The sequence below is a fragment of the Exiguobacterium acetylicum genome, from assembly GCF_022170825.1.
GTDB lineage: Bacteria > Bacillota > Bacilli > Exiguobacteriales > Exiguobacteriaceae > Exiguobacterium_A > Exiguobacterium_A acetylicum_B.
Genome location: NZ_CP081878.1, coordinates 2565641 through 2590912, shown reverse-complemented (window position 1 = coordinate 2590912; position 25272 = coordinate 2565641). Strand labels below are relative to the sequence as shown.

Below are 25272 nucleotides of genomic sequence, written 5' to 3'. Positions count from 1 at the left end.
GAATAGATGAGAGTAACACAAACGATGTTGACGAAAACAAATATCGGGCACTTATCCTCAAGCTATCAGCGCTTGAGCACGCTTCAGGAACAGCTGATCAGTGGCAAGAAGATTCAGCGTCCGTCGGAAGATCCAGTCGTTGCGATGCAAGGCGTTCGGTACCGGACGGAAGTACGGGAAGTGGAACAGTTCAAGAAAAATGCCAGCGAAGCAACCGGCTGGATGGACTTGACGGATTCTGCCCTCAACGAAGTCACGTCAGCGATGAGTCGGATTCGTGAGTTGACGACGCAAGCGGCGACGGATACGTATGATGCGACACAACGTAAAGCGATCCAGAGTGAGGTCGGTCAATTGATCGAACACATCGGGACGCTTGCGAACACGAAATACAATGAAAAAGGGATCTTCAACGGGACAAAGACGGATACACCATTCGTCTCGATGGACGGATTGCGCAATTATTTAGCCAGTGCAGCGGGACCGATCGAAGGCGTCTTCACGGATGGTGATCCGACAGGCAAGGAGACGGAAGCGATTCAGTATGAAGTCTCTTCCGGGATCGAGGTCCAAGTCAACATCTCTCCGATCAGCGTCTTCGGACCGGGAACGTTCGAAACGTTGAAAACAGTCTATGATGCGCTCGGTACGAACGCTGACAATAACGGCGCTGCCTTATCCGGGATGTTGAAGGATATCGATGCGATGCTCAACGGAGCGGTCGAGACACGTGCTGATCTCGGAGCACGCGTCAACCGGATGGATTTGAATACATCACGGCTCGAGGATCAAGAAATCATCGCAAAAACGGTTATGTCGAATAACGAAGACATCGAGGCGGAAAAAGTCATCATGGATCTAAAGTCATACGAGACGTTACACCGGGCAGCGCTTAGCGCCGGTGCACGGATCATCCAACCGACATTACTCGATTTCCTACGATAAGGAGTGAAGGCAGATGAATCTTCCACATCTTGAGATGCGTCAGACGGCGGCACGAATCGGAATGAACATCACACGTCCGCAAATCGAGCAGAAGCAGACACCTGCCTCCCTGTCGATCGAACAACCACGTGGGGAATTATCGATTGAAACGGTCGCAGCGCGTCTTGAGATCGATTCGACACAAGCTTGGATCGAGATGGGGCGCGTTCCTGCGCTTGAGTCCGTTCGACAGTATGCTACTTATGGACGACAAAAAGGACAGGAAGCTGTCGCAAAAGGAGCTTCCGAAGGCGATCAACTGATGCGGATCGAGCAGGGCGGGGGAACTGTCGCGCGAATTGCGAGAGCCAATGATACACCTCCTGCTGAAGTAACGACCCTCGGATTCATTCCACGGAGCCTCGATCGAGTCAAGACGACCTATACACCGGCTGAGGTACGATTAAGTTATACCGCGAATCGTCCGAAGATCGATGTCGAAACGCATCGACCGGAACTGACCGTAAAAGAAGGTCAGGTCGAGATTTACTTACAAGAACAAAATCAACTGAATATGTGGCCGGTTGGCGGCATATTCGATGGGGAAGGATAACGACATGCAGATCGAAACGGATTTTTTTGGAACCATTACGATTGACGAGACGGAAATCATCACCTTCGCGTCTGAATTACCAGGTTTTCCGGAAGCAAAACGCTTCATCTTGCTCCCGCTCGGAGAGGGTGTACCGTTCTGGTCGTTTCAATCGATTGATCAGCCGGAATGTGCCTTCGTCGTGACGAACCCATTCTGGATTGATCCAGAATACGTCTTCGAGTTACCGGAAGCAGCAAAAGAGCAACTCGGGATCGAGGATACGGCGCAAGTCGCCGTCTATACGACGGTCACGTTACGTGATCCGTTCACGACGTCGACGACGAATTTACGGGCACCCTTCGTCATGGAGACGAAACAACGCCTTGCAAAACAAATCATCTTGGACGATACATACACGAATCGTCACCTGATTGGTAGTCTGACGGAAGTAGGTGGTCACTGATGCTCGTACTGAAACGAAAGACGGGAGAAGCGATTCAGATCGGTGACGACATCGAACTGACGATTCTTGCGATTGAAGGCGATCAAATCAAGCTCGGCATCAAAGCACCACGACAGGTCGACATCCATCGCAAAGAAGTCTACTTGTCGATCCAAGAAGAGAACACGGAAGCGTCCCGCAGTACAGGATTGATTGGACAACTCTTGAAACAACAGGAAAAATGATTCCATTTGAATGTCATTGGAACGTATCTTTTTCGCAAACGATGCGCTCCAAACGAGGACGAACAGACTCCCTTTGCCTGAATCTAGCGCAAAGGGAGTCTTTCTTATCATGAAACAAATGCTGAAACGCGTTGAATCGTGTATAGTAATGGAGAGAAAAGAAACCTTTTGAGCCAAAGAGGGAGTTGTCAGGAATGAATGAGACGAAGCAGCTGAAAAAAGACGCGAACCGTGTATTAAAAGCGACGAGTCGCACCTTCTACATCCCGATCAGTCGACTATCGCAAGACTTACAGGAAGCGGTCGGTGCTGCTTATCTATGCATGCGCGCCATTGATGAGATTGAAGACCATGAGGACTTGGCAACGGACGTCAAGACGATGTTGCTCCGTGAGACAGCACTATTGATGCGAGGCACGTTTTCTGCGACAGCGTATCTTGAGTTGATTGCCCCGTATACGGCGCATCTACCGGAAGTGACACTCCGTCTACCGGAGTGGATCGCCTACTGTCCGGCTGCGATTCGTCCAAAGGTCCTCGATTCGACGGCAGAGATGGCAGAAGGCATGGCTGTCTGGGCAGAACGCGACTGGACGGTCGAGACGGAAGCGGATCTTGACGAGTATACGTATTATGTCGCAGGACTCGTCGGAGTCATGTTATCTGATATCTGGTACTGGAAGGCAGGAATCGTGACTGATAAACAGCAAGCGATCGGCTTTGGTCGTGGGTTACAAGCCGTCAACATTCTCCGCAACCAACAGGAGGATGCGGAACGTGGTGTCGGATACTTCCCACCTGGTTGGACGACGGATACGATGTTCGCTTATGCGCGTGAGAACCTCGCAGAAGCCGACGCGTACCTCGCTTCGATCCCAAAAGAGACGACGATCTATGAATTTTGTCATATCCCACTTGCACTTGCGCATGGAACACTCGATGCTCTTGCAAAAGGGAAAGAAAAACTCAGTCGTCCGGAAGTCTTGAAAATCGTCGGCGCTGCCGTATTAAAACGATAAGCCTATTAAACGAACAGCCGCCCGTTTTCCATTAGGAAAGCGGGCGGCTGTTTGGTTAGCGTAATAAATAAAGTGCTAGTCCGATCAGGGCAGAACCGGTCCAGATCAAGACAATCGTTCGTCCGTAAGGGAAACGATAGCCGGCACGACGGGAGACGAGCAGACCAATCGTCATGACTGTCAGGGCGATGAAAAAGGTTAGGAACAATGATAACTGTTGCATGTCATTCTCCTTTCATCAATGCAAATCTGACAAGTACGTCATGACTTTCTCTTCATACGCTTTCCGGTCGTGGGCATAGGACTGGACGTGTCCCCCGTTTTCCGTCACGTAGAGTTCCGACCGTGGAGCCGCCTTTTGGATCTTCATGCTTTCCGTCACCGGAATCGCATCATCGTCCTTTCCGTGGATCAAGAGGATTGGATACTCGATGCGTCGAACGGCTTCGATCGGTTTGACACGCTCCGGATTCAAGCCGGTCAGTGGTGGTGTGATTTCAAGGATGACCGGTGTGAACGGGAAGTTCGGTAACCCACTCCAAACCGGTAAGTTCGTCGATAGATAATTTTCTAGATCGCTAAACGGACTGTCCGCGATGACACCAACGACGTCAGCTTTTGGTGCCGTGACGAGGGAGGTTGCAGCACCCATTGAGATGCCATAGAGGACGACCGGTTTCGAAGACCGCGACTTCGCGTAGCGAACGGCCGTTAGCAAATCGTCTTGTTCCTTTGCGCCGACCGTCGAACGTTTTCCATCCGATTCACCGGATCCTCGAAAATCAAACGTCAGGACGTTATAGCCGGCGTCGTGAAACTTCTTGAATAACGGAAAGACCGGAACATCTTCTTGTTCCCGGTTCTTGCCGTAGCCGTGGGCGAAGACGACCGTCAACTTCGCATCTTCGCTTGGCATCCACCAGCCCGATAGGCGCGTCCGGTCTTTATATGAGCGGAAGGTGACGTCTTCATAGTCGAGCCCTTCCGCCTTTTTCGGTGTCGTCGTCAAGGCTTCGCGTTCCGGTTGCGTCAACGAGGATCCGACGTAACCAGAAATGCCGACCACGACGATGACGACAAGCGTCACGATGATGACCACCCCGCTGATGATTTTCTTACGATGTTTTTTCCACACCCGCGTTCCTTCCTTTCGTTCGGTTAATGGATATCTTTTTTCTTGAAGCGACCGCCATGAACATCATGGATGTTGCCGATCGCAATAAAGGCTTGTTCATCGAAGTCGCGCACGATGTCTTTGAGCTTCGATTCCTCAAGGCGACTGATGACACAAAAGATGACTTTTTTGCCGTCACCGGTAAAGGCACCTTCACCGTTTAAGTACGTCATGCTTCGACCGAGGCGATCCATAATTGCAAGACCGATCTCTTCGTAGTTCTCAGAAATGATCCAGACACTCTTCGACTGATCGAGACCGTCGATGACGACATCAATCGTCTTAAAGGCGACAAAATAGGTGATTAACGAATACATTGCCCGGTCCCAACCGAAGACAAATCCGGCAGCGCCGAGGATGAAGACGTTGAAGAACATCACGATCTCACCGACTGAAAACGGCGTCGAACGGCTAAAGGAGACAGCGAGGATCTCTGTTCCGTCGAGGGATCCACTCGACCGGATGACGATTCCAACACCAATTCCGAGAATCAAACCACCGAAGACGGTCGCGAGTAAGTCAACGCTCGTCAGTGGACCGATGTGTTCCAATAGTTTTGTTGCGATTGCCATGACGAAGATTGCGTATAACGTCGATAAGGCGAACGTTTTTCCGATTTGTTTGTAGCCGAAAAAGATGAACGGGATGTTTAAGAAGAACAGCCACAAGGCAAGCGTCGTGTCCGTCACTTTTGAGCCGATGATCGAGATTCCGACGATGCCACCATCGATGATGTTATTTGGAACAAGGAATCCTTTGAGTCCAAGCGCGAAGATGATGGCACCAATCGTCAGCATCAAGATTCGTCGAAAAAGCTGACCTTTCGTAGAACGGCGATGATGTTTCGTAGGTAGTGGTGACTGCATGCCATTCCTCCCTTCTGAAGTGAAACGCTTTACGATTACTATAACAAAAAAGCACGAAGACGTGTGTGAACGTCTTCGTGGAGAGGTCAAGGGCGATAGCGTAACGATTGGAAGAAACGCATGATCTGTTCCGCTTCTGTCGGATTCGTATATTCGCCGATATAATGTTCATCTTCCTGCCCGGTGATTCTCACCGTACAGGTGACGAGTTGTAAGCCTTCACTCAATCGAATCTCGAATGTTGCATCCGACAACGGTAACGACGTCTTCGTTGAGAAGTAGAGGGCGCGCGTACTCGTCTGATGAGCTTCGATGTCTGAGAAGGTTAAATCGAACGATTGCGCATGATGCGTCAACATGCGGACTTTTCCTGAAACAGAAAAGCGCGGTATCGTGTCGCTCGACAAGGAACAAGCTTCAATCGGATACAAAATCTCGCGCAGGAGGAATGACTCCATGACGTCAGCTGGGACCGGTCGACTAAACAAGTAACCTTGGATGCTTGGACAATTGAGCGTCCGGAATGTATCGAGCTGCCGGAGCGTCTCAATGCCTTCAGCGACGACGGTTAGATTGAACTCGCCTGCCATATAGAGAATGCTTTTGACGATCGCTTGGGCTTTTGCGTCATCCGTGATATGCGTCGCGAACTGCCGGTCGATCTTGATGACATTGATCGGATACCGTTGCAGATAGACCATCGAGGAATAGCCCTTCCCGAAATCGTCGAGTGCGATCCGAACACCGATTCGGCTGACGTATTCAAGCGTCCGACTCGTCATTGGATCATCCATGATCAAAGCCGCCTCAGTGATTTCGAGTTCCAGTAATTCAGGGGCCAATTGATACGTCGATAACATCCGCTCGATGTGATGTTCAAAACCAGGGATCAAGAATCGTTTCGGTGAGACGTTGACGGAAATCGGAACAAGCTCTGCCCCTGTCGTTTGCCAGTGTTGCATCGAACGACAGGCTGTCTCAACGACCCAGTCGCCAATCGCGACGTGTAACGCACTTTCTTCAGCAAGCGGAATGAAGTCGTTCGGTGGAATCCGTCCCCATTCTGGGTGCTGCCAGCGGATCAACGCTTCGAGTCCGACGATTTTACCGGTCCAACTATCGACCTTCGGCTGATATTCGAGGAACAGTTGATCGCGTTCGATCGCATAATGCAAATCTTGCTCAAGGCGATAACGACGGTAGTAATCGATATCGAGATTCGACGCGTAGTGGTGCATCGTACTGTGATTTTCACGACGCGACCGACGTAAGGCAGTGTACGAGTGTTTCAATAGTTCGACAGCGTCTGTACTGTCTTCCGGATAGCGACTGACTCCGACCGAGACACGAGCGAACAAGGCATACGGTTCGATCGAAATCGGTGTTTCCGATAAGTCGAGTAGCGACTGCGCGCATGTCGTTACGTCCTGTTTGTAACTCGTCGGCACGAGTAAGGCATACTCGTCACCACCGAGGTGTCCGAGAAATGTCTCGTCCGGTTTCGTTTGTTGTAATAAGGCAGCCGTTCCTTGTAACCATTGATCACCAGAACCGTGCCCGAAGGCATTGTTGATCTCGGCAATTCGGTTGAAGGAGACGGTGAGGACGAAGAATGATTGATCCTTCGTTTGCCAAGCATCGATTGTCTCGATCAGCGCTTGGCGGTTCGGCAGGCGCGTCACGGCGTCACGCAAAGCAAGTTGTCGCAGCTGTTCCTCATAAGCTTTTTGGAGCGTGATATCATGCATGATGCTATTCGTATAGGCAATCGTGCCGTCGAGCTGGAAGACTGGAATTTGCTGGTCCTCGATCCATTTGATGCGCCCATCCGGGAAATGAAGTCGGTACTGAATCGTACCAGCTTGTCCGTCGACTAGCCGTCCGATGAATTGCTTCATCGCTGTATGATCGCGCGCGTCCAGTCGTTCGAACAACCACTCCTGGCTGAGGATTAAGTCTTGCGGCAACTCCTCAAAGATATGAAGGAATCCTTGGGAGTGAAAAAGAATCCGTCCCGTGAACAGATCGATTTGCGAGATCGCGGCATTCACGGCTTCATAGATTTCGCGTGCCTGCGCCCGCTCCGTAACGAGTTGACGTCGTGCTTCATCGACTTCCGATAAATCATAGAGGACGACTGACAAATGATTCGGATGATGCGGGCGATGGAAGGCTTTCAGCCGTAACAGTTGGTATGTTCCGTCAGCTGTCAGTAAAGAGACTTCCATTTCGAATCGTCCTTTTTCACCCGCAATCAAGCGTTCCATCTCGAACCGGAGCGGGTCGAAGTCGCGCGGATGGATCCGGCTGAACAACTGTTCTTGATCGAGTGTCGTCGCATCCGCCTCTGAAAGTCCCAAAAAATGTAGCAGAGCAGGGGAGAACTCGATCGTTTGTTTTTGAACATCAAAGTGAAAGACAACGAGTTCCGGAATCTGTTCCGTCAGCTCAAGTTGGGAGCGAATCGATGAGACATCTTCTTCGAGTTGTTTCTCACGTGTGATATCACGGGCGACACCGTAGACACCGATCACTTGTCCGTCTTGTTCAACCGGCATGTTCGTAATCTTCAACGTGACCCGGTGTTGATCGGCATGGAGTCCTTGTGCTGTATAATGAACGGTCTCACCATTTAATGCGCGCGTGAAAAAGGACGTCACCGCTTCGACCTGATCAGGCGGATTGAAGACGGCAAAGTGCTCATAGAGCGTCTCAGCTGAATAACCGAGCATGTCTGGTAACTGTTCATTGAAATAGATGATCGTTCCAGAAGCATCGAATAAAAAGATTGCATCTGTCTGTTGCTGAAAGAAGGCTTCCGCCGTTTCCGGACGAAATACTTCAAGTCCACCGATATAGAGTGGGGCTGTGTCGGATTGACGAATCCGATTCATCGCTTCATGAAAAGCCATCCACGTCACCTCCTTACGATACTAACGTTCTCTTTACTAGTATCGGGTGAAGGAAATAGAAATTGCAACCTTCGTTCAAGGAATAGACTTATTTTTCAAAAAAGTGAATCAGTTTGTGAAATTCATGATTAAAAGACAATTGTCCTAACGTGAACACAAAAAAGCCGAAGCTCCGGTGAAAGAGCTTCGGTCTAATCTTTAAATCGCTAAATCGACGGATGTATCACTCGCATTCGGATCCGTATCGGTTCCTTGATCCGGTGCTCCTGGCATGTCGCCATCCGGACCGTGTCCGTGTCCGCGACCATGACCATCGCGCGCCGGACCTTTTTTGAGATCAGCGTAGCTCGAGACCGCATCCGCTCGTGACTGAATGTGTTCCTTGATTTGTTTTGCTTGTTTTTCTGTCAGCTTGCCATCTTTGACTTGTTGATCAATCGCAGCATTTTGCGCTGTTAGGACGGCTTTCTCGAAATCCGCGTAAGCAATCTTGTTCGCTTCCGCAAATTCAGGCAACGATTGCTCTGCAGCTTCGAACTTCGCTTCATCGAGTCCTAGTGCTTTTAGAATCGCGGATGTTGAGTCACCGAAGACACCACCCGGTCCATGGTCACCACGCTTACCGTGATCACCGCGATCCGGTAGATCGTCGTAGCTCTTCGCGTCCTTGTATTCTTCTGTCAGACGAGATTTGATTTCCGTCGCTTGCTTTTCGGTCATCTTCCCGTCTTTGACCATCTGATCGAGTTGGTTTGTCTGTTCCGCAAGCAATGCTTTTTTGTAGTCAGCGAACTTGATTGCTTGTGCTTTTGCGTAGGCCGCAAGCGATTGATTCGCCGCATCAAATTTCGACTGGCTGAGTCCGAGTGCTTTCAAGACGTCAGCAATCAACGATTCATTAAAGAAACCTGGTTCACCGTGACGCCCCATCGGCATCTTGTCTTTTAACTCATCATAGCTTTTGACGCCACTGAACCGTTCCGTTTGACGCTTCAGCATGTCGTCGGCTTGCGATTGCGTTAAATCACCGGATTTGACGAGACTTGCGAGTTGTTCCTTCGCTGCAGCGAGTTCCGCTTTCTTATAATCAGCGAACGAGATGCCTTTTGCTTTTGCGAGATCAGCAATCGATTGTCCTTTTTCACGGGCAGCGTCTGCCTCGGCTTGTGTCAGGTTCAATTTTTTCAAGAGTAACGTCATATCGTGTTTTTTCATACCTTCGAAGTGGTGCCCGTGTTTCGCTTGTTTTGTTGTGCTCGAGTCGTCGTTCGTCGCAGCGTATGCGGATGCTCCTCCGACTGTTAATGCGCTGATTGTCAATGCAGTGATCCATTGTTTTTTGAATGTCATGGGATGATCACTCCTTTCACCTTTTATGGTAGAGGGTCACGAAAGAGAAGTTGTGAGGAAGTTGCAAAGAAACTGCGAAGAAAGGCAAATGCGGATAAAAAGGCGCTACACTAAGAGTGGAGGGATGATAATGAACGTACTATTGATTGAAGATGAACAAAAATTAGCGCAGGTGACGGCACGCTTCCTCCGTCACCATGCGTATGACGTGACGATTGCTGGTTCGTTAGCAGAGGCGAAACAGTGCTTGACGACAACGTTTGACGCTGTCTTGATCGACGTCCGCTTACCGGACGGTGACGGCTGGTCGCTTGTTCAGAGCATTAAATCACAAGTGCAGCCACCGGTCGTCTTCATGATGACGTCACGCGGAGAGGCAGATGATCGGGTATTCGGGCTCGAACTTGGTGCCGATGACTATCTTGTCAAACCGGTCGTCCTAAAGGAGTTGACGATTCGGCTCGAGCGAGCATTAAAAGTTCGTCCGGTCGTCCGCCATGCGTTCGGTGACTTGACGATCGATGAGAAGGGACGTCAAGTAAAGACAGGGGAACGCACGGTCAGTCTCGCGAAGATGGAGTTCGAACTGTTGCTCTATTTCATCGAACATCTCGGGGAAGCACTTAGTCGGGATCAGATTCTCGATGACGTCTGGGGCTATGCATTTGGTGGCGATACACGGACTGTCGATACGCACGTTAAACAACTGCGCGATAAGCTACCCGTCATTAAACAACAATTGAAGACGGTGCACCGGGTCGGCTATCGATTGGAGGCGATCGAATGAAACGACGTCCTTTGATGCGTAAGTTCTTATACGCTGTCGTCGGTCCGTTACTCGTCATGGGAGTTCTCAGTTTCGTCTTGACGGCGTTCCTCGTTAACCGATTCGCAGAAGGTGAACGCTACGACCAGCTCGCGCGCGAAGCGAACATCATCAAACAGTCCCTTGAAGCCGATACTCCGATTCCGCTTGATATCCAAGGATTTTTGACGACGGACGGATTGACGCAACGGATTGGTGCGCGCGGACCCGCTGGACGATTACCGTTTCTTGATAACCTAAAGAAGGAAGACGTCATCGAAGTGCAAGACGAACGGTTACTGACTTATCAGCTGACTGTTGACGAAACGCGAATCACGACGGTCCGCCAAGCACCGCTGGCGAGTAGTGCGCTGAGTGGGGTCTATCTCGCGATTGGACTCGCGTTACTCGTGACGTTACTGCTCGCGTCGTTGCTTGCCTACTACATGGGACGACATCTGACGCGACCAATCGTGACGCTTCGTTCTGTTGCTCAAAAGATTGGTGCCGGCGAAACGGACGTCGTCTTACCAACGCGACCGAAGGATGAAGTCGGAGAGTTGATTGACGCCGTCGATGAGATGCAGACACAACTGAAGCAGAAGGATCATTTACAAAAGACATTCATTGCCGGGATCACCCATGACTTGCGCACGCCACTCGCGATCATCCGAAATGAGACCGAAGCACTCGCAGCAGGAGTCATTCCGCTCGCTGAACTGCCTGACGTGACGACGAGCATCATCGAGGAGACGGACCGACTCGGTCATCTGATTGATGAGACGTTGCTTTATTCGAAGCTTGCCGGTGGGCGGATGCCGCTTGACGTCACCGAGGTGGCAGTTGATGAATTAGTGACAGCGACAGTCGAACGCCTGCGTGGCACGTTTACGCAAGCGGGACTTATACTTGTGACAGATCTCAAGCCGATAAAACAGTCACTTGATCCACGAATGTTCGAACGTGTCTTGATCAACTTCTTGATGAACGCGCGCTTTGCTTCACCGATTAACGGAACGGTCACGGTTCGCTTAACGGATACTGAATTGACAGTTGAGGATGAAGGGGCGGGGGTCCGCGCCGAAGACCGGGCGACGATTTGGGATGTTTACGTCAAACAAGAAGGCAGTGCTGGGCATGGACTGGGTCTTGCAATCAGTCGGATGATCCTTGATAGTCATCAATTCGAGTACGGTGTTCGAGACCGGAGTGGTGGGGGAGCAGTTTTTTATATAAAGCTATTTCTACGCGAAAAGCAGGGCACCTTTAATTAAAAGGTGTCCTGCTTTTTCAAAGAAATACTTATTAATGTTCTTTTCGAACACCTTTAAACGGTGATGAACTACTTGTTTTTTGATCTAAAAAACGACCAGTTTTTGTGTCTCTTTTTACATAATTGCCGTTAGGAGCTTTGAATTGACTTCGTCCTTTAACAGCTCCTACTCGACCTTTTCCTGGAGCACCATTTTTCGCCATAGTTTCACCTTCTTAATAATTAGGATGTCTAAATCTTACTTTTTAAAAGCTGTTTCGTCAACAAAAATAATTATTTTTTGTCCCAAAATAATTATTTTTGTCCCAAAGAGTGTTATAATATGCTCGAGGGGAAGTGATTAAAATGAAGAAAAAAAACATACTAAATTTAATTAAATATCATACTGAGAAAAACGATCTTCAATTTAGAAAAGAGGCAACAGAAATTGCACGTTATTTTGATCAAATTGGAGATCATCAACTCGCTGAATATATCATGGGTCAACTATCTACGGCTAATACGTTTGTTCCTCAAATGAATTCTTTTGAAAGTCATTTTTTAAAGGAACTTGATTTAGATAATGAACCGTTACCGCTTCCAAAATTAATTGCAGAAGATGTAAAAGGAATCATTAATGCAGTTCATCATAGAGTTGGTATTAATAAATTTTTATTTAAAGGTACTCCTGGAACTGGAAAAACTGAGACGGCAAAGCAATTAGCACGCTTACTTGAACGAACATTATACATCGTTGAGTTTAGCGAATTGATTGATAGCAAAATGGGACAGACTTCCAAAAATGTTGTAACTGTATTCAACGAAATCAATCGCATGCCTTATCCGTCAAAAGTAGTTATTCTTTTTGACGAAATAGATGCTATAGCTCTAGATAGAATTAATTCGAATGATGTTCGAGAGATGGGAAGAGTTACTTCAACAATTTTGAAAGAAATCGAGAAACTGAATGAGGAAGTTGTATTAATTGCTACTACAAATCTGTTTGAAAATTTTGATAAAGCATTAATTCGAAGATTTGATTCTGTAATTGATTTTGATCGTTATAGTAAAGAAGATTTGATAGAAATTGCTGAAGTTTTATTGAACTCACTGCTTAAAAAATTTAAAGGAGCAAGTAGAGAGATGCGCTTGTTTAGAAAGATTTTATCAAGTGTTGAAAAGATACCAAATCCTGGTGAGTTGAAAAATATAATAAAAATTGCCTTAGCCTTTAGTGATCCAACTAATGAGTACGATTATCTAAGAAGGATTCTTAGTTCGATTACTAATCGTGAAACACCATGGAGTATACAAGAACTTCATTCGAAAGGTTTTACTTTAAGGGAAATTGAAATTTTGACAGGAGTTTCAAAGAGCCAAGTTTCACGAGAGTTGAAAGAAGGGTGATGTAAATGAATCAAATATTGGAATTGAAAGGTCGGTTTGAACAGAAAGCTAATAGCAGCAGGCCGGGTGCACCAAAACTTCCTAAAGGTGCATCTGTGAATGCGACACATCTAGAAAGCTTAAAACAAGACTTACTTCGCTTAATTAGTTTCTGGGCTACGGAGGAAATATTTGAAGGAGCATTAGTTAGCGTTTATTACAATAAAATTGTTGCTAAAAGCAATCGCTTAAACAGCGTTTTCGCCAATGGGAACATGTCTACCAACGATACGATTGTCGGTGCTAAATTTTCAGATGGACGAATTAAAAAGCATATTATTACGCACTATATTTCGATGTCTTCTTTAGAACGTGCAGTTGAAGTTTTTCAAAAGGCAAAAATGATTTTACTAAACGAGTTTCATGGGAGTATTTCTGAAGAAACATTAAACAAATTAGAAAACGTTAATTTTTCTAGTTATGGAATATCAAAGAGCAAATTTCAACGTGTAGTAGTAGATATTTTTTATGTAGAGAAATTTGATGTAGAAACAAGTGAGGTTGATTCAGCGAAAACATCAATTGTTACAATATACGATACCCAGAACAACACAAAAAACTTACTTGAAAAAATTGGTGTTAAGGTTTTGGATATGCGAATTATTAACGAAACTACTGTGTTGCTGGATGAAATAGATTTAGCTTTATTACTTCAAAAAGCTCCCTATTTAGTTGCAATGGTAACAGAAAACATATCTGATTTAGCACCTATTGATTTTCGAGAATATATAGAATCGGATGCTGCATCAATTCCTTTACCAGCAGAAGAACCGACGATCGGAGTTATTGATACATTATTCGATGATCGAGTTTATTTTAGTGAATGGGTCGAGTTTCATAATATGATTGATAGTCACATTCCAATTGAGCCCAGTGATTATAAGCATGGAACTGCTGTTAGTTCAATCATAGTCGATGGACCGACATTAAATCCGAATTTAGACGATGGCTGTGGCAGATTTAGAGTAAGGCATTTTGGTGTTGCTACAGGAAAAGCGTTTAACTCATTCACTATCATTCGGCAAATAAAAGAAATAATTACAAGTAATCCTGATATAAAGGTATGGAATTTGTCTTTAGGCTCTAATGACGAAGTGAATGAGAACTTCATTTCAGCAGAAGGTGCAGTATTAGATCAAATTCAATTTGAGAGTGATGTCATATTTGTAATTGCTGGTACGAATAAACGCGTAGTAGACACTAATATCAGTAAACGAATTGGTGCTCCGGCAGATTCTATCAATTCAATGGTTGTGAATTCGGTAGATAGAGAAAAGGTGCCAACATCATATTCGAGACATGGTATAGTGCTGTCCTTTTTCACAAAACCAGACGTTAGTTACTACGGAGGATCGAAAGGGGATTATATATCAGTATGCGAGCCATTAGGAAAAGCTCTAGTCAGCGGCACATCATTTGCGACACCATGGATTGCACGTAAACTTTCATATCTTATTGATATAGTCGGACTTAATCGAGAGGTAGCTAAAGCACTTATAATTGATGCTTCGATTGGATGGGAAAAAACGCCAGAGACTTCACAACTGGCATTAAAAGGTCACGGTGTTGTTCCGATTAGAATAGAAGATATCGTAAATACAACTGAAGATGAAATTAAGTTCATCGTATCAGGTGTTTCTGAAAAATATGAAACGTTCAATTATAATTTTCCTGTACCAATTCATAACGGAAAACATCCATACATCGCAAAAGCGACAATGTGCTATTTTCCCAAATGCTCTCGAAATCAGGGTGTTGACTATACCAATACTGAATTAGATATATATTTTGGAAGAATAAATGATAAAGGTAAGTTGATGCCGCTTAATGGTAATAAGCAAAGTCTAGGTGAAGATGGTCACTACTTACGTGAAGAATCAGCACGTAAACTTTTTCGGAAATGGGATAATATAAAACACATCAAAGAAGAAGTGAAAAGTCGTAACAATCCTAAAAAAGTATATAGTAATTCTATGTGGGGAATGAGCATAAAGACCAAGGAAAGATTGAATGCAAGAGACGGAGATGGAATAAGATTCGGAGTAGTCGTGACGTTGAAAGAAATTAACGGCGTTAACCGAATTGATGATTTTATTCAGCGGTGTTCTTTAAAAGGATGGCTTGTAAACCGTATCAATGTGGAAGAAAGAATTGATATCTATGAAACTGCAAATGAGACGATTGAATTAGAATAGACTTTCTTCACTCAAAAAGACGTATGATTTTCTTTTTCCGTTCTAAGGAACTGTAAGAAAATCATACGTCTTTGATTGATTAATCACTTAATTATTCGCCTTCGTTCGCATGAACGAGACTTGGTTTAACGAGAGTATAGAATTCATCGCTCATCCCGACACGGCTCCCCATTTGGCAAGCGAGTTCGAGTGTTTCTTTATAGAAGTTCGCGACGAGATCGTGATTCTTGATGTGCTCATCTTGCATCGCTTTTTTGACCCCAAGGACGACTTTTTCGATTTGCTCATCGGCATCATTACGGACCGGGACGACGTTTTCAGGAAGATCGACTTCCTTATCGTGTCCGTTGAAGCGGAACGATGCACCAAATCCGAGGTGCTCGAGGAAGAAGTGCGGTAACAGTTTACTAGCGAAGAACTGATGCCATTCCGTCTCTTTCATCGCTTCCATGTCACGCTTGAACGACGTTGTTGCTAGTGCATAGCGATCGTGTGTATCCTTCATGAACTTCTCGAGGATCGGAACTTGCATTGCAAACGCATTTTTGAGCAAGTTATCGAGCTGTTCTTGCGTTAATTGTTCTTGTTCAGTCATCGCTTTAACCCCATTTCGTTTCGTTATCCTTATCGTAAGAAATTTAGACAATTCCGTCAAATCTTTTTCGAGAATAGAGTTTACCTATTTCACAAAAGGGAATCCATAACTATCGATCATTTCAAGGAGGAGTCAGCATGAAACGAATCGCAATGACAGGAGTCTTACTCGGAGCATGTCTGACTCCGGTGACGGGCTTTGCCGCAAGTAACGTGACATACAATAAAGGGGTCGTCGCGAACAAGACGTTCGGCTACACAGTCAAGACGACAGATGCGTTGAAAAAGGCAATCCAGCAAGACAAAGTCGAACTCGTCAAGAACAAGACAGTCAAATCGAAATACGGTGTCGTCACGCGGAGCGGTACATTCGCGTTGTACTATAAAGTCAAAGGAGCGGATCAGCTGCTCGTCAACTTGAACTACGAGCCGAAGAAGCTCTCGAAAAAACAGTTCGACCGTGAAATCGGATATGGTACATATCTCGGGACGAAAGGTAGCAAAACGTACTACTACGTCTTACCGACGGAAGCCGTCAAAGGTGCTGTCGGCAAGAAAGCGATCGAGAACTTGATCGTCAAGGACGTCCCGCAGATGATGAAGACATTTAAACTGCAATGAGCACTAGCTTTTGCTAGTGCTTCTTTTGTTCGTTCGGTATAGTTGAAAATGAGGTGAATGAATATGGAATGGAACGTCACAGACGTCAAACAAACAACAGATGTATTACAACTCGAAAAATGTGTCAACGATCACGATGGCATTGAATTAAAAGTCGCAGCCGATTGGGTTGGCGAGAACGATTTTGCGATCTATGATGGTGAGCAATTAATTGGATACTTGCAAGCATTCGCGTATTTACCGACGGAATGGGAATTAAACGTCTTCGTTGATCCCGATTACCGAAAACAAGGCATCTTCACAGCACTCGTTGAAGCAGCACGTGCGCGGGCGACAGAAGCGGGCGTCGAAGCCTTCACGTTCGTCATTGATGATGCTAGTGAATCAGGTCAAGCTGTTCTTGGACGGCTAGGGGCTGAGTACCGGATGACAGAGTACAACATGATCTTGAAGAAGGCGCAGTTGTTCTTAAAAGCAGATCCCGATTTCGAACTACGGGAAGCGACAGCGGACGACCGTCCGTTCATCGTCGAGACACTAGGAAAATCGTTCGGTAACACGGACGAAGAAGCAGAATCGATCTATCAAGCAATCGAATCTGACGATCGGATCACGTTCATTGGTGTCGCCAGCGGCAAACCGGTCGGTGTTATTCGTGCTTATCTCGCTTCTGATACACAAGCGAGCATTCACGCGTTCGCGGTTCGTCCGGAAGCCCAAGGAAATGGCTACGGGAAAAAGATGCTGAAGCTGATGGTGCAAGCGTTATTCCGGACAGGACGGACACAGCTCGAGCTTGACGTCGAAACGGATAACGACCGGGCGCTTGATCTTTATAAAGAGGCAGGATTCGTCGTCCATCGTGGCTATCAGTTCCACGTGTTGGCGGTTTAAAATAATGAGCGATTGACGGAAATTCCAGTGCATGCTGGATGCTCAAGTTGCTCCACTCCTACAGGAAAAAGCGCAGTTGCGCTGTCAGAGACAAACAAGACCCGGCTCTTCGCCTAAAGCGAGAGAGTCGCGGCTTGTGTCTCGCCTGAGGAAAGGGAGCAAGACTTGAGTACATTCGTCGATCGTTTTTTTTTTTGTTGATATTATTACAGAAACTAAACAAAAACGTTGGAACCTTTTCTGTAATCCGTCGTATACTAGACATATGGAAAAAAAGAGGAGGCGACGTCATGGAGAGTCGACAGGAATCATTGCGGACGTTGAAGTGGGTATCAGGTGGAATGGAAGCTGTGCTCGGGATTCCGCTTTTGGGTGGACTGATTGTCTTTGGAACAGGTTACAATGCTCTGTGGTTAATGCTCGCGTTTCACATCGTCGTCGTCGTATTGACGGCACGTGCTGGTAACGTCTCAAAAGGGAACATCGTCGGGATCGTCGCATCAACGGTCGGTGTCATTCCGGTCGTCGGGATGCTCTTACACATGGCAGCAGCAATTACGATCTTACTCGATGCGGCATTTGGGAATCGAATCTTTACGAGCGTCACACGGACACATGTAAAACACGTCGAACCGATTCGACCACGTCCGGTCCGTCGGGAACAAGAAAAACAAGAAGACCATCCGTTCTGAGTTTTTTTCGTTGACAGCGAAAAACAAGCCGTGTAAAGTAAACAACAAGTTAAGCCATATCAATTACATCGACGACGCGGAGTAAGTATCGTCAACACTGCCGACCAAGCGAGTCAGGAATGGTGAGAGCCTGACACGGTAAGCTGAACGAGAATGGACCGCTGAGAGCCTGTTGAACCTTCGAGTAGACAGGACGGTTGCCCCCGTTACCGGGCTAGCTGGTTGTTGGACCAGCGACAAGTGGAGACGATTTTTCGTCTCAATCAGAGGTGGCACCGCGCGGATACAGGCGTCCTCTATGCATTAGCTGTTAGCTATGCGTAGAGGGCGCCTTTTGTTGTACGTCAAGGTATGCCGAATCATCCAACGCTCATCATATTTCTCAGGAGGCACTACACATGAAAAAGACATTGATCGCAGCGGCGAGCACGGCATTCCTGTTAGCAGGATGTGCAACGACAGAACCAGCAGAAGATAAACAAGCAGATAAGAAGGTCCTGCATACGATGGAAAGTTACGATCTCCTGTCGGTTGACCCGGCAGATGCCATCACGTCAAACATCTTCAACCAAATCTACGAAGGACTCTATCGCTTCGACGCGAACAACGAACTCGTTCCGGCGGCAGCGAAATCACATAGCGTGTCAGAGGACGGAAAAGTCTATACGTTCAAGCTTGACCCGAATGCCAAATGGTCGGACGGAAAGCCCGTCACAGCGGAGAACTTCCGCTATGCATTCGAACGTGTCGTCAAAACGAACTCACCATTCGCTTACTTGCTTGAACCTGTCGAAAAAACGACAGCCGTCGACAACGAGACACTCCAAATCGAACTGAAACGTCCGACACCGTACTTCCTTAGCATGACGACGTTTGGCACGTATATGCCAGTCCGGGAAGATATCGTCAAAGCTGAAGGCGACCAGTTCGGAACGGATCCGAAAACAAACGTCTACAACGGACCGTTCACGTTCAAGAAGTATCAAGCGGAGCAAGGTTATACGCTTGCGAAGAACGCTGAGTACGCAGACCGGAAAAACGTCAAGATCGATGAAGTCGACGTGAAGATCATCAAGGATCCGATGCTTGCAATCAACTTGTTCGAATCAGGTGAACTCGATGTCGCACCACTTAACTCTGAGAACGTCATCACGTATAAAGATCAAAAAGAGTACAACACGTTCAGTGACTCGCGGATGTTCTTCATCCGGATGAACGAAAAGACAGACGCTTTGAAAGACAAGAAAACACGTCAAGCAATCGACGCAGCGTACGATAAAAAAGCGATGACAGAGACATTGCTCGGAAACGGTTCACTGCCAGCGGATTACATCGTACCGCAAGAACTTGATCCAAAGTATGACAATGCGCGTCAAATCGAATCGTCATATGATGCAACAGCGGCAAACAAAGTACTCGCAAACCAAAACCTTGAATTGACGATGTTGATTGAAGACGACGATGTCTCGAAAAAAATCGGTGAGTACATCCAAGGGGCGTTGAAGAAACAGAATGTCAATGTTAAATTGTTGTCACTACCGAAGAAGGAACGTCTCGCACGTGAAGGACGAGGAGACTATGATTTGTCACTCGCGAGCTGGGCTCCAGATTATCAGGATGCGACGACATACCTGAATTTGTTCACGACCGGTAATCCATTTAACATGATGGACTACTCGAACAAACAGTATGACCGTCTCTTAAAACAGGCAGAAAGTGAGCTCGATCAAGACAAACGTCTTGCATTACTCAGTAAAGCGGAAAGCTTATTGCTCGACGATCAAGCGATCTCGCCGGTCTACCAACGGAAGAATGCCTTCTTGCAAAACACAGAAGTTAAGAATCTTGCCCGTCACAATGTCGGAACGGATATTTCATATAAGTATGTGGAGATTGAGCGGAAGTAAGAAAGAGAGAGTGGTGGACGATTCAGTCCATCACTTTTTTTTTGGACTTTTGTCATAAGACTGGAAATCACTTTTTTAAATCAGGTCAACTGACTTAAAACGGTTACAAAAGAAACCGATAGAGAGAACGATGAAAGAAGATACAGGAAAGGAAGTTTCGGTTATGCGTAAATTACGAAGTAACTTGAAGGTACGGTTATTCTTTTGGGTCTTAGCAATCTCAGTCATCACGAGCGGTATCTCAGCCCAACTCGTGCTCTATCTCCATCGTGGACTTGACGTCGCGGATACGAAAGCGATCTGGTTCGGAGCAGGGATCGGCTTATTGTTATCGTTGATTGGAACGTCATTGATTCAATTGATCTTGCGTCAACCAATCAAAGCGATTGAAAAGGCGACTGAGACGGCGCGAGAAGTCGCAAACGGCAACTTCAATGTCGATTTCGAGGAAGCAAAGCGCGGGGATGAAGTCGATCAATTGATGCACGAACTCGAAGTCATGGTCTTACATATCCGCAAACAAGCAACACAGATGGGGAGCTCGAGCGATAAGCTGACAGCATCAGCGCAAGAAATCGCAGCAGCAGTCCAAGAAGGCAATGCGTCCGGTGAAAGCATTCGTTCAGCGATGGCAGAGCTATCAGCGAAGATGAATGAAAATGTCGATCAAGCCTACTTGTCAATGGATGCGCTTGGCGCTGTTAAACGAACGATGGATGACGTTGCAAAAGAGATGAACGAAGCGTTGAAATCAGCAACGGTCATGCAGACGGAAGCACAAAATGGTAAGACACTTGCGACCGATTCTGTTGAAGCGATGCATATGATTTCGAAGAAGATGGAACAGTCAGCGACGCTGAACGGTCGTCTGACGGATATGACAGGTGAGATCTCACGGATCACCGATGTCATCAGTGACATTTCAGCACAGACGAATTTACTCAGTTTGAACGCATCGATTGAAGCGGCACGAGCGGGCGAAGCAGGACGTGGTTTTGCCGTCGTCGCAGCAGAAGTTAAAAAATTAGCGGAACAGACAGCAACGTCAGCGAAAGAAATCACCGATTTGATTTCTGGTGTCAAACGTCTTGTTAATGATACGGCAAACGCAATGACCGATGTCCAAAGTGAAGTTGCGACAGGTGTTGGACTTGTTGAGCAGGCAGGCTCGTCATTTGAAGAGATTCATCATTCGACGGAGAACGTCTATTCACGCGTTAAATCGGTTGACCAGCTTGTCGTCAAATCCGATCAAGAGATTGATCAGGTCGGTTTAACGACTGCGAATATCTTGGCAATGGTCGAAGAAGCTTCGAAACATGCAGAACAAGTCTTACAGGCGTCGAGCCATCAAGCGGCATCGCTCGGTGAAGTGAATGGTGCGATGGAAGAACTTGTGGCGGTAGCGGAGCAATTACAAGCAGAGACAGGTGCGACGCGTCTTTAAACTATTAGGAAATCGTACATCTAAATCGGATGTGCGATTTTTTTGCATTTTTTTGAAGAAAGTTGTTAAACATTTCGAGTGGACGACGATATATAGGGTGGAAGCAGTCATCGACCTAATCCACTGTGTCACCCTTGGGCCGGCCAGGGGGCACATCTCGGAGAAGACGGATCTTCAAAGAGACAAAAAAAATTATCCTATGGAGGGAAATTACAATGATTATCAATCACAACATTACAGCGCTTAACACGCACAACAAATTGTCTGCGGCTTCTGCAGCGCAAAGCAAATCAATGGAGAAACTTGCTTCAGGTCTTCGCATCAACAAAGCTGGAGACGATGCAGCAGGTCTTTCAATTTCTGAAAAAATGCGTGCTCAAGTTCGTGGACTTGATCAAGCTTCACGAAATGCACAAGATGGTATTTCAATGATTCAAACAGCTGAAGGAGCTTTAAATGAAGTACACGCAATTTCTCAACGTATGCGTGAGTTAGCGGTTCAAGGTGCTAACGAAACAAATAATAGCGATGATAAAGGCGCGATTCTAGATGAATTAGAGCAGTTAGAAACTGAAATCAATCGTGTTTCTAAAACTACAGCATTCAACGATAAAAAATTATTGAATGGTGATCTATCTGCTAAGCTAGATTCAACTTCTGAATTAAAAGTAGGTACTGCAGCAGGTGTAGGTTCTGTAATTTCTGCAATTGATGTATCTGGAGCTTTAGCTAATCGTGACTATCAGTTTTCATACGATGATACAACTGATAAGTTAACGTTAACAAGAAGTGGAGATAACGTTGCTCAAACTATTACGTTACCTGCTACTGCTGGCGACTCTAAAACCCTATCGTTTAATGAATTGGGAATTAGTTTAACAGTTAGTGGTACAACTACAGCAGACCTTATTGGTGCAGCATTAGAAACAACAGCTACTGATACGATTAAAACTGCAGCAGGAAGTGGAGCGGCAGAATTTTTAATTGGTACAAAAGGAGGATCAGATGAAACTCTATCTGTATCTTTCGGAAAATACGACGCATCGACAATTGGTAACATTGAATCTGCGAATGGTTCAGATACCATCGAACTAGCTTTAAATAAATTACAAGCTGCTAATGGATTAAGTAAATCTAATTTTGAAAACTTAATTTCTACAATGGATCGTTCAATTAAAGATATTTCAACACAACGTTCTTCTTTAGGTGCTAATCAAAACCGTCTAGAACATACAATCAACAACTTAAAAACATCGTCTGAAAATATCACAGCGGCTGAATCACGCGTTCGTGACGTTGATATGGCGAAAGAAATGATGAACCAAACAAAGAACTCGATTCTTGCACAAGCTGCACAAGCAATGTTGGCTCAATCGAATCAGACACCGCAGGGCGTTCTTCAACTCCTTCGATAATTGATTCTACCGGGCGTCTAATCTGGTAACGGATTAGAACATGACTGGGTGAATTGCTGGAACTCCTGAGAGCCTTGGTGTACGACAACGTGGCTGGAAACGGCGAGCGTGACCGTTTTGAAAAACATCAAGGATTGGACAATCAGCAGCCAAGCACCTGTAGGGAAACCTTGGTGAAGGTTCAACGACTAGGATAGACGACCTAATGGACTTGTCCGATGGTTATGAAATCCGTACTCCGTAAACGGCGGGGGAAGTGCCCAGCTCCTAGGATATCTAGGATGAAGATATAGTCTTATCATTAGCGAAAGCTAATGCGCGTAGCAAGCGAACCAACAGCCGCAAGGCGTTCTCCAATTACTCCGTTAATCGTAATTGGCACATATTGATTGTTCAGGTCACGGACGCGTTCCGTGACCTTTTTTGTTATTGTTGTTTGACTAAAAGGTTTTATAAATCAATTAGTATAAAGAATTGAGTGATTAAACCGATACACTACATAGAGAACAAAATAAGGAGTGACCGACTATGAATTCCATCAATACGGAAATTCGCCTTCATCTGCCTTCGAACGTCCTACCGTACGAAGCGACACGGAATGTGTTTGTGGAAGCGAATCAGGAAGCGTTAGCAGAAGAAGGAGTCGTCGTTCTACCGACACCCCAACACATTACGAAACTTGAAACAGCGATGGAACAAGCGAACATCAAACTTGAACTTCAACGGACAGGACTGAAGTTCGTTAAACATGAACAATTGAACGAATATTACATTCAAGTCGTTGATACGAATAATAACGTCGTGCAGGAAATTCCGAGTAAAAAGGAACTTGATTTTTTTGCGGCATTCATGGAATTTAATCAATTAATCGATAAACGGATTTAACCGAAAGGACTGATTGGATGGCAGGTATTCGACTGAGTGGTCTTGCAAGTGGAATAGATACAGAAACGATGATCAAACAATTGATGCAGGCGGAGCGAGCGCCGGTTGATCGGTTATCGCAAAAGAAACAGACGTTGACGTGGCAACGCGATGCGTACCGGGAGATAAACCGGGCGCTACTTGATTTCCGAACAGCGGCAAGCGACATGCTCTTATCAAAGAACTATCAATCGAAGACCGTTACGAGCTCGAATCCGACGGCATTGACGGTAACGGCGAGTCCAGCCGCATCAGCTGGTAGTGTGACGATTGACAGTATTGATCAGCTGGCCAGTGCAGCATCCGTAACTATCGTTGCAGCAAGCGGGAAAAAGAGCGATGCGACCCTTGAAGAAAGTGGAATGTTCACAAAAGACGCGAACGGAAAAATCAATGTCCAAATCAACACATTTGATGCTTTAGGCGTAGCCGTGACGGAGACGTTACAGCTAGATGCGACTCAAAAAATTTCGGACTTAACAGCGGCAATCAACGGTAAAACAAGTCTCGGTATGAACGCGGTCTTTAATGATTTAACAGGAAAATTCGTCTTAACGAAAACGAGTACTGGTAACTTAAATCCCTCAGGAGCCGATATTTCTATCGTAGATGCTTCGACTAATACTGCGAAGGTCAATTCAGAGAATGCGACATTCGGCCGTGAAGGACAGAACGCCAAGTACACGATTGGTGGACAACAACTCGAACAAACAACGAATACGTTCACGCAGAACGGTCTGACGATCACGTTGAACAACGTCGCGACGACGGCAACAACGATCAATACGACGCTCGATACACAGAAAAACTTCGACTCGATCAAGAACTTCGTCGACAAATACAATGATGTCATCGATAAGATGAACAAAAAAGTCCGTGAAGAAAAGTATCGTGATTTTCAGCCGTTGACGGATGCGCAGCGCAAGGAACTGAGCGAGGATGAAGTCAAGAAGTGGGAAGAAAAAGCAATCAGTGGTGTTCTGAAGAACGATAGTTACTTACAGGACGGTATGAATCAGTTCCGGAGCGCGATCTCTTCAAAAATCGATACGGGTTACTCCTATACGTCAGGTACAGATACGATACAACTTCAGTATATGTCGCAAATCGGAATTACCTCAACGAGTGACTTCCGCGATGGTGGGAAACTGAAAATCGATGAGACGAAGCTGAAGAAAATGCTTGAGGAAAAGCCGGAAGGAGTCTATAAGCTGTTTACTGCTGATGCACCGGAGCCGACGAAGGATGCGCAAGGGAATACGATTTTGAATCCAAATGGCCTTGACGGTTTTGTCCGTCAGATTCAGGGCTTCGCGACAACACTTCGCGATAAGATTTCCGGAGTTGCCGGACGTGATGGAGCAGTTGCGACGACCTATCGCCTCGGAAAGTCACTCGCTGATCTCGATAAGAGCATGCTGACATGGGAAGACAAGCTAAAACGAAAAGAAGACAGTTACTATCGCCGATTTGCGGCGATGGAACAAGCGATGAACCAAGCGAATAGTCAATCGGCGACGCTTGCGAATTATCTCGGACAAGGATAAAAAAGG

General features: G+C 46.2%; 24 protein-coding genes and 1 other annotated feature. Of the genes, 17 read left to right on the top strand and 7 right to left on the bottom strand.

Annotation, left to right across the window (positions count from 1 at the left end; translation table 11 throughout):
* Positions 1-6: 6 nt before the first annotated feature.
* From flgL to K6T22_RS13575, 5 genes are all read left to right on the top strand, one after another.
* On the top strand, positions 7-945 hold the full coding sequence (gene flgL / locus K6T22_RS13595) for a flagellar hook-associated protein FlgL (protein WP_238237782.1): 939 nt from the start codon (positions 7-9) through the stop codon (positions 943-945).
* Between the two features lie 13 nt (positions 946-958).
* Positions 959-1537: a DUF6470 family protein gene (locus K6T22_RS13590; RefSeq protein ID WP_238237781.1), complete on the top strand. Its 579-nt coding sequence runs from the start codon at positions 959-961 to the stop codon at positions 1535-1537.
* A 4-nt stretch (positions 1538-1541) separates the two neighbouring features.
* Positions 1542-1982 (top strand): flagellar assembly protein FliW, encoded by a 441-nt coding sequence (gene fliW, locus K6T22_RS13585; RefSeq protein WP_238237780.1) that lies wholly within the window; start codon positions 1542-1544, stop codon positions 1980-1982.
* Positions 1982-2206: a carbon storage regulator CsrA gene (gene csrA / locus K6T22_RS13580; protein WP_035410102.1), complete on the top strand. Its 225-nt coding sequence runs from the start codon at positions 1982-1984 to the stop codon at positions 2204-2206. The genes fliW and csrA overlap by 1 nt, the downstream gene beginning before the upstream one ends.
* A 194-nt stretch (positions 2207-2400) precedes the next feature.
* Complete coding sequence (locus tag K6T22_RS13575) at positions 2401-3225, top strand: squalene/phytoene synthase family protein (RefSeq protein WP_035410098.1); 825 nt, start codon at positions 2401-2403, stop codon at positions 3223-3225.
* Between the two features lie 55 nt (positions 3226-3280).
* On the opposite strand, the gene K6T22_RS13570 is transcribed toward K6T22_RS13575, so the two are convergent.
* The 5 genes from K6T22_RS13570 to K6T22_RS13550 all read right to left on the bottom strand — a co-directional run bounded on the left by K6T22_RS13570 (position 3281) and on the right by K6T22_RS13550 (position 9527).
* Complete coding sequence (locus K6T22_RS13570) at positions 3281-3448, bottom strand: hypothetical protein (protein ID WP_238237779.1); 168 nt, start codon at positions 3446-3448, stop codon at positions 3281-3283.
* 15 nt (positions 3449-3463) lie between these two features.
* On the bottom strand, positions 3464-4360 hold the full coding sequence (locus tag K6T22_RS13565; protein ID WP_238237778.1) for an alpha/beta hydrolase: 897 nt from the start codon (positions 4358-4360) through the stop codon (positions 3464-3466).
* A gap of 23 nt (positions 4361-4383) precedes the next feature.
* Positions 4384-5265 (bottom strand): YitT family protein, encoded by an 882-nt coding sequence (locus K6T22_RS13560; protein ID WP_238237777.1) that lies wholly within the window; start codon positions 5263-5265, stop codon positions 4384-4386.
* A gap of 86 nt (positions 5266-5351) precedes the next feature.
* Positions 5352-8177: a sensor domain-containing protein gene (locus K6T22_RS13555; RefSeq protein WP_238237775.1), complete on the bottom strand. Its 2826-nt coding sequence runs from the start codon at positions 8175-8177 to the stop codon at positions 5352-5354.
* 198 nt (positions 8178-8375) lie between these two features.
* Complete coding sequence (locus tag K6T22_RS13550) at positions 8376-9527, bottom strand: hypothetical protein (protein ID WP_238237773.1); 1152 nt, start codon at positions 9525-9527, stop codon at positions 8376-8378.
* A 130-nt stretch (positions 9528-9657) separates the two neighbouring features.
* Between K6T22_RS13550 and K6T22_RS13545 the strand changes: the two genes are divergently transcribed.
* Entirely contained in the window at positions 9658-10314 is a 657-nt protein-coding gene (locus K6T22_RS13545; RefSeq protein ID WP_238237771.1) for a response regulator transcription factor, read from the top strand.
* On the top strand, positions 10311-11606 hold the full coding sequence (locus K6T22_RS13540) for a HAMP domain-containing sensor histidine kinase (protein ID WP_238237769.1): 1296 nt from the start codon (positions 10311-10313) through the stop codon (positions 11604-11606). Before K6T22_RS13545 ends, K6T22_RS13540 begins: the two co-directional genes overlap by 4 nt.
* A 31-nt stretch (positions 11607-11637) precedes the next feature.
* On the opposite strand, the gene K6T22_RS13535 is transcribed toward K6T22_RS13540, so the two are convergent.
* A complete protein-coding gene (locus tag K6T22_RS13535; RefSeq protein WP_238237768.1) occupies positions 11638-11808 on the bottom strand; it encodes a hypothetical protein in 171 nt (56 codons plus the stop codon).
* Positions 11809-11950: 142 nt separating this feature from the next.
* Here K6T22_RS13535 and K6T22_RS13530 point away from each other — a divergent pair, with 142 nt between their 5' ends.
* Both K6T22_RS13530 and K6T22_RS13525 read left to right on the top strand, forming a co-directional pair.
* A complete protein-coding gene (locus K6T22_RS13530; protein WP_238237766.1) occupies positions 11951-12991 on the top strand; it encodes an AAA family ATPase in 1041 nt (346 codons plus the stop codon).
* 5 nt (positions 12992-12996) lie between these two features.
* The gene (locus K6T22_RS13525) at positions 12997-15225 is read left to right on the top strand and encodes a S8 family peptidase (RefSeq protein ID WP_238237764.1); all 2229 of its coding nucleotides are present in this window, start codon (positions 12997-12999) and stop codon (positions 15223-15225) included.
* Between the two features lie 91 nt (positions 15226-15316).
* On the opposite strand, the gene K6T22_RS13520 is transcribed toward K6T22_RS13525, so the two are convergent.
* Positions 15317-15820, bottom strand: coding sequence for a hypothetical protein (locus K6T22_RS13520; RefSeq protein WP_035410079.1), 504 nt, complete (start codon positions 15818-15820; stop codon positions 15317-15319).
* A gap of 137 nt (positions 15821-15957) precedes the next feature.
* Here K6T22_RS13520 and K6T22_RS13515 point away from each other — a divergent pair, with 137 nt between their 5' ends.
* The 8 genes from K6T22_RS13515 (at position 15958) to fliD (ending at position 25266) form a co-directional block, all read left to right on the top strand.
* Positions 15958-16440: a hypothetical protein gene (locus tag K6T22_RS13515; RefSeq protein WP_238237763.1), complete on the top strand. Its 483-nt coding sequence runs from the start codon at positions 15958-15960 to the stop codon at positions 16438-16440.
* Positions 16441-16503: 63 nt separating this feature from the next.
* The gene (locus K6T22_RS13510) at positions 16504-17334 is read left to right on the top strand and encodes a GNAT family N-acetyltransferase (protein WP_238237761.1); all 831 of its coding nucleotides are present in this window, start codon (positions 16504-16506) and stop codon (positions 17332-17334) included.
* A gap of 290 nt (positions 17335-17624) precedes the next feature.
* The gene (locus K6T22_RS13505) at positions 17625-18026 is read left to right on the top strand and encodes a hypothetical protein (protein ID WP_238237759.1); all 402 of its coding nucleotides are present in this window, start codon (positions 17625-17627) and stop codon (positions 18024-18026) included.
* A 62-nt stretch (positions 18027-18088) separates the two neighbouring features.
* Positions 18089-18326 (top strand) — a binding site (T-box leader).
* 98 nt (positions 18327-18424) lie between these two features.
* On the top strand, positions 18425-19933 hold the full coding sequence (locus K6T22_RS13500) for a peptide ABC transporter substrate-binding protein (protein WP_238237758.1): 1509 nt from the start codon (positions 18425-18427) through the stop codon (positions 19931-19933).
* A 163-nt stretch (positions 19934-20096) separates the two neighbouring features.
* Positions 20097-21380 (top strand): methyl-accepting chemotaxis protein, encoded by a 1284-nt coding sequence (locus K6T22_RS13495; RefSeq protein ID WP_238237756.1) that lies wholly within the window; start codon positions 20097-20099, stop codon positions 21378-21380.
* Positions 21381-21595: 215 nt separating this feature from the next.
* On the top strand, positions 21596-22795 hold the full coding sequence (locus tag K6T22_RS13490; RefSeq protein WP_238237754.1) for a flagellin N-terminal helical domain-containing protein: 1200 nt from the start codon (positions 21596-21598) through the stop codon (positions 22793-22795).
* A gap of 528 nt (positions 22796-23323) precedes the next feature.
* Entirely contained in the window at positions 23324-23680 is a 357-nt protein-coding gene (locus K6T22_RS13485; protein ID WP_029342512.1) for a flagellar protein FlaG, read from the top strand.
* A 17-nt stretch (positions 23681-23697) separates the two neighbouring features.
* Complete coding sequence (gene fliD, locus K6T22_RS13480) at positions 23698-25266, top strand: flagellar filament capping protein FliD (protein WP_238237753.1); 1569 nt, start codon at positions 23698-23700, stop codon at positions 25264-25266.
* The last annotated feature ends 6 nt before the right edge of the window (positions 25267-25272 follow it).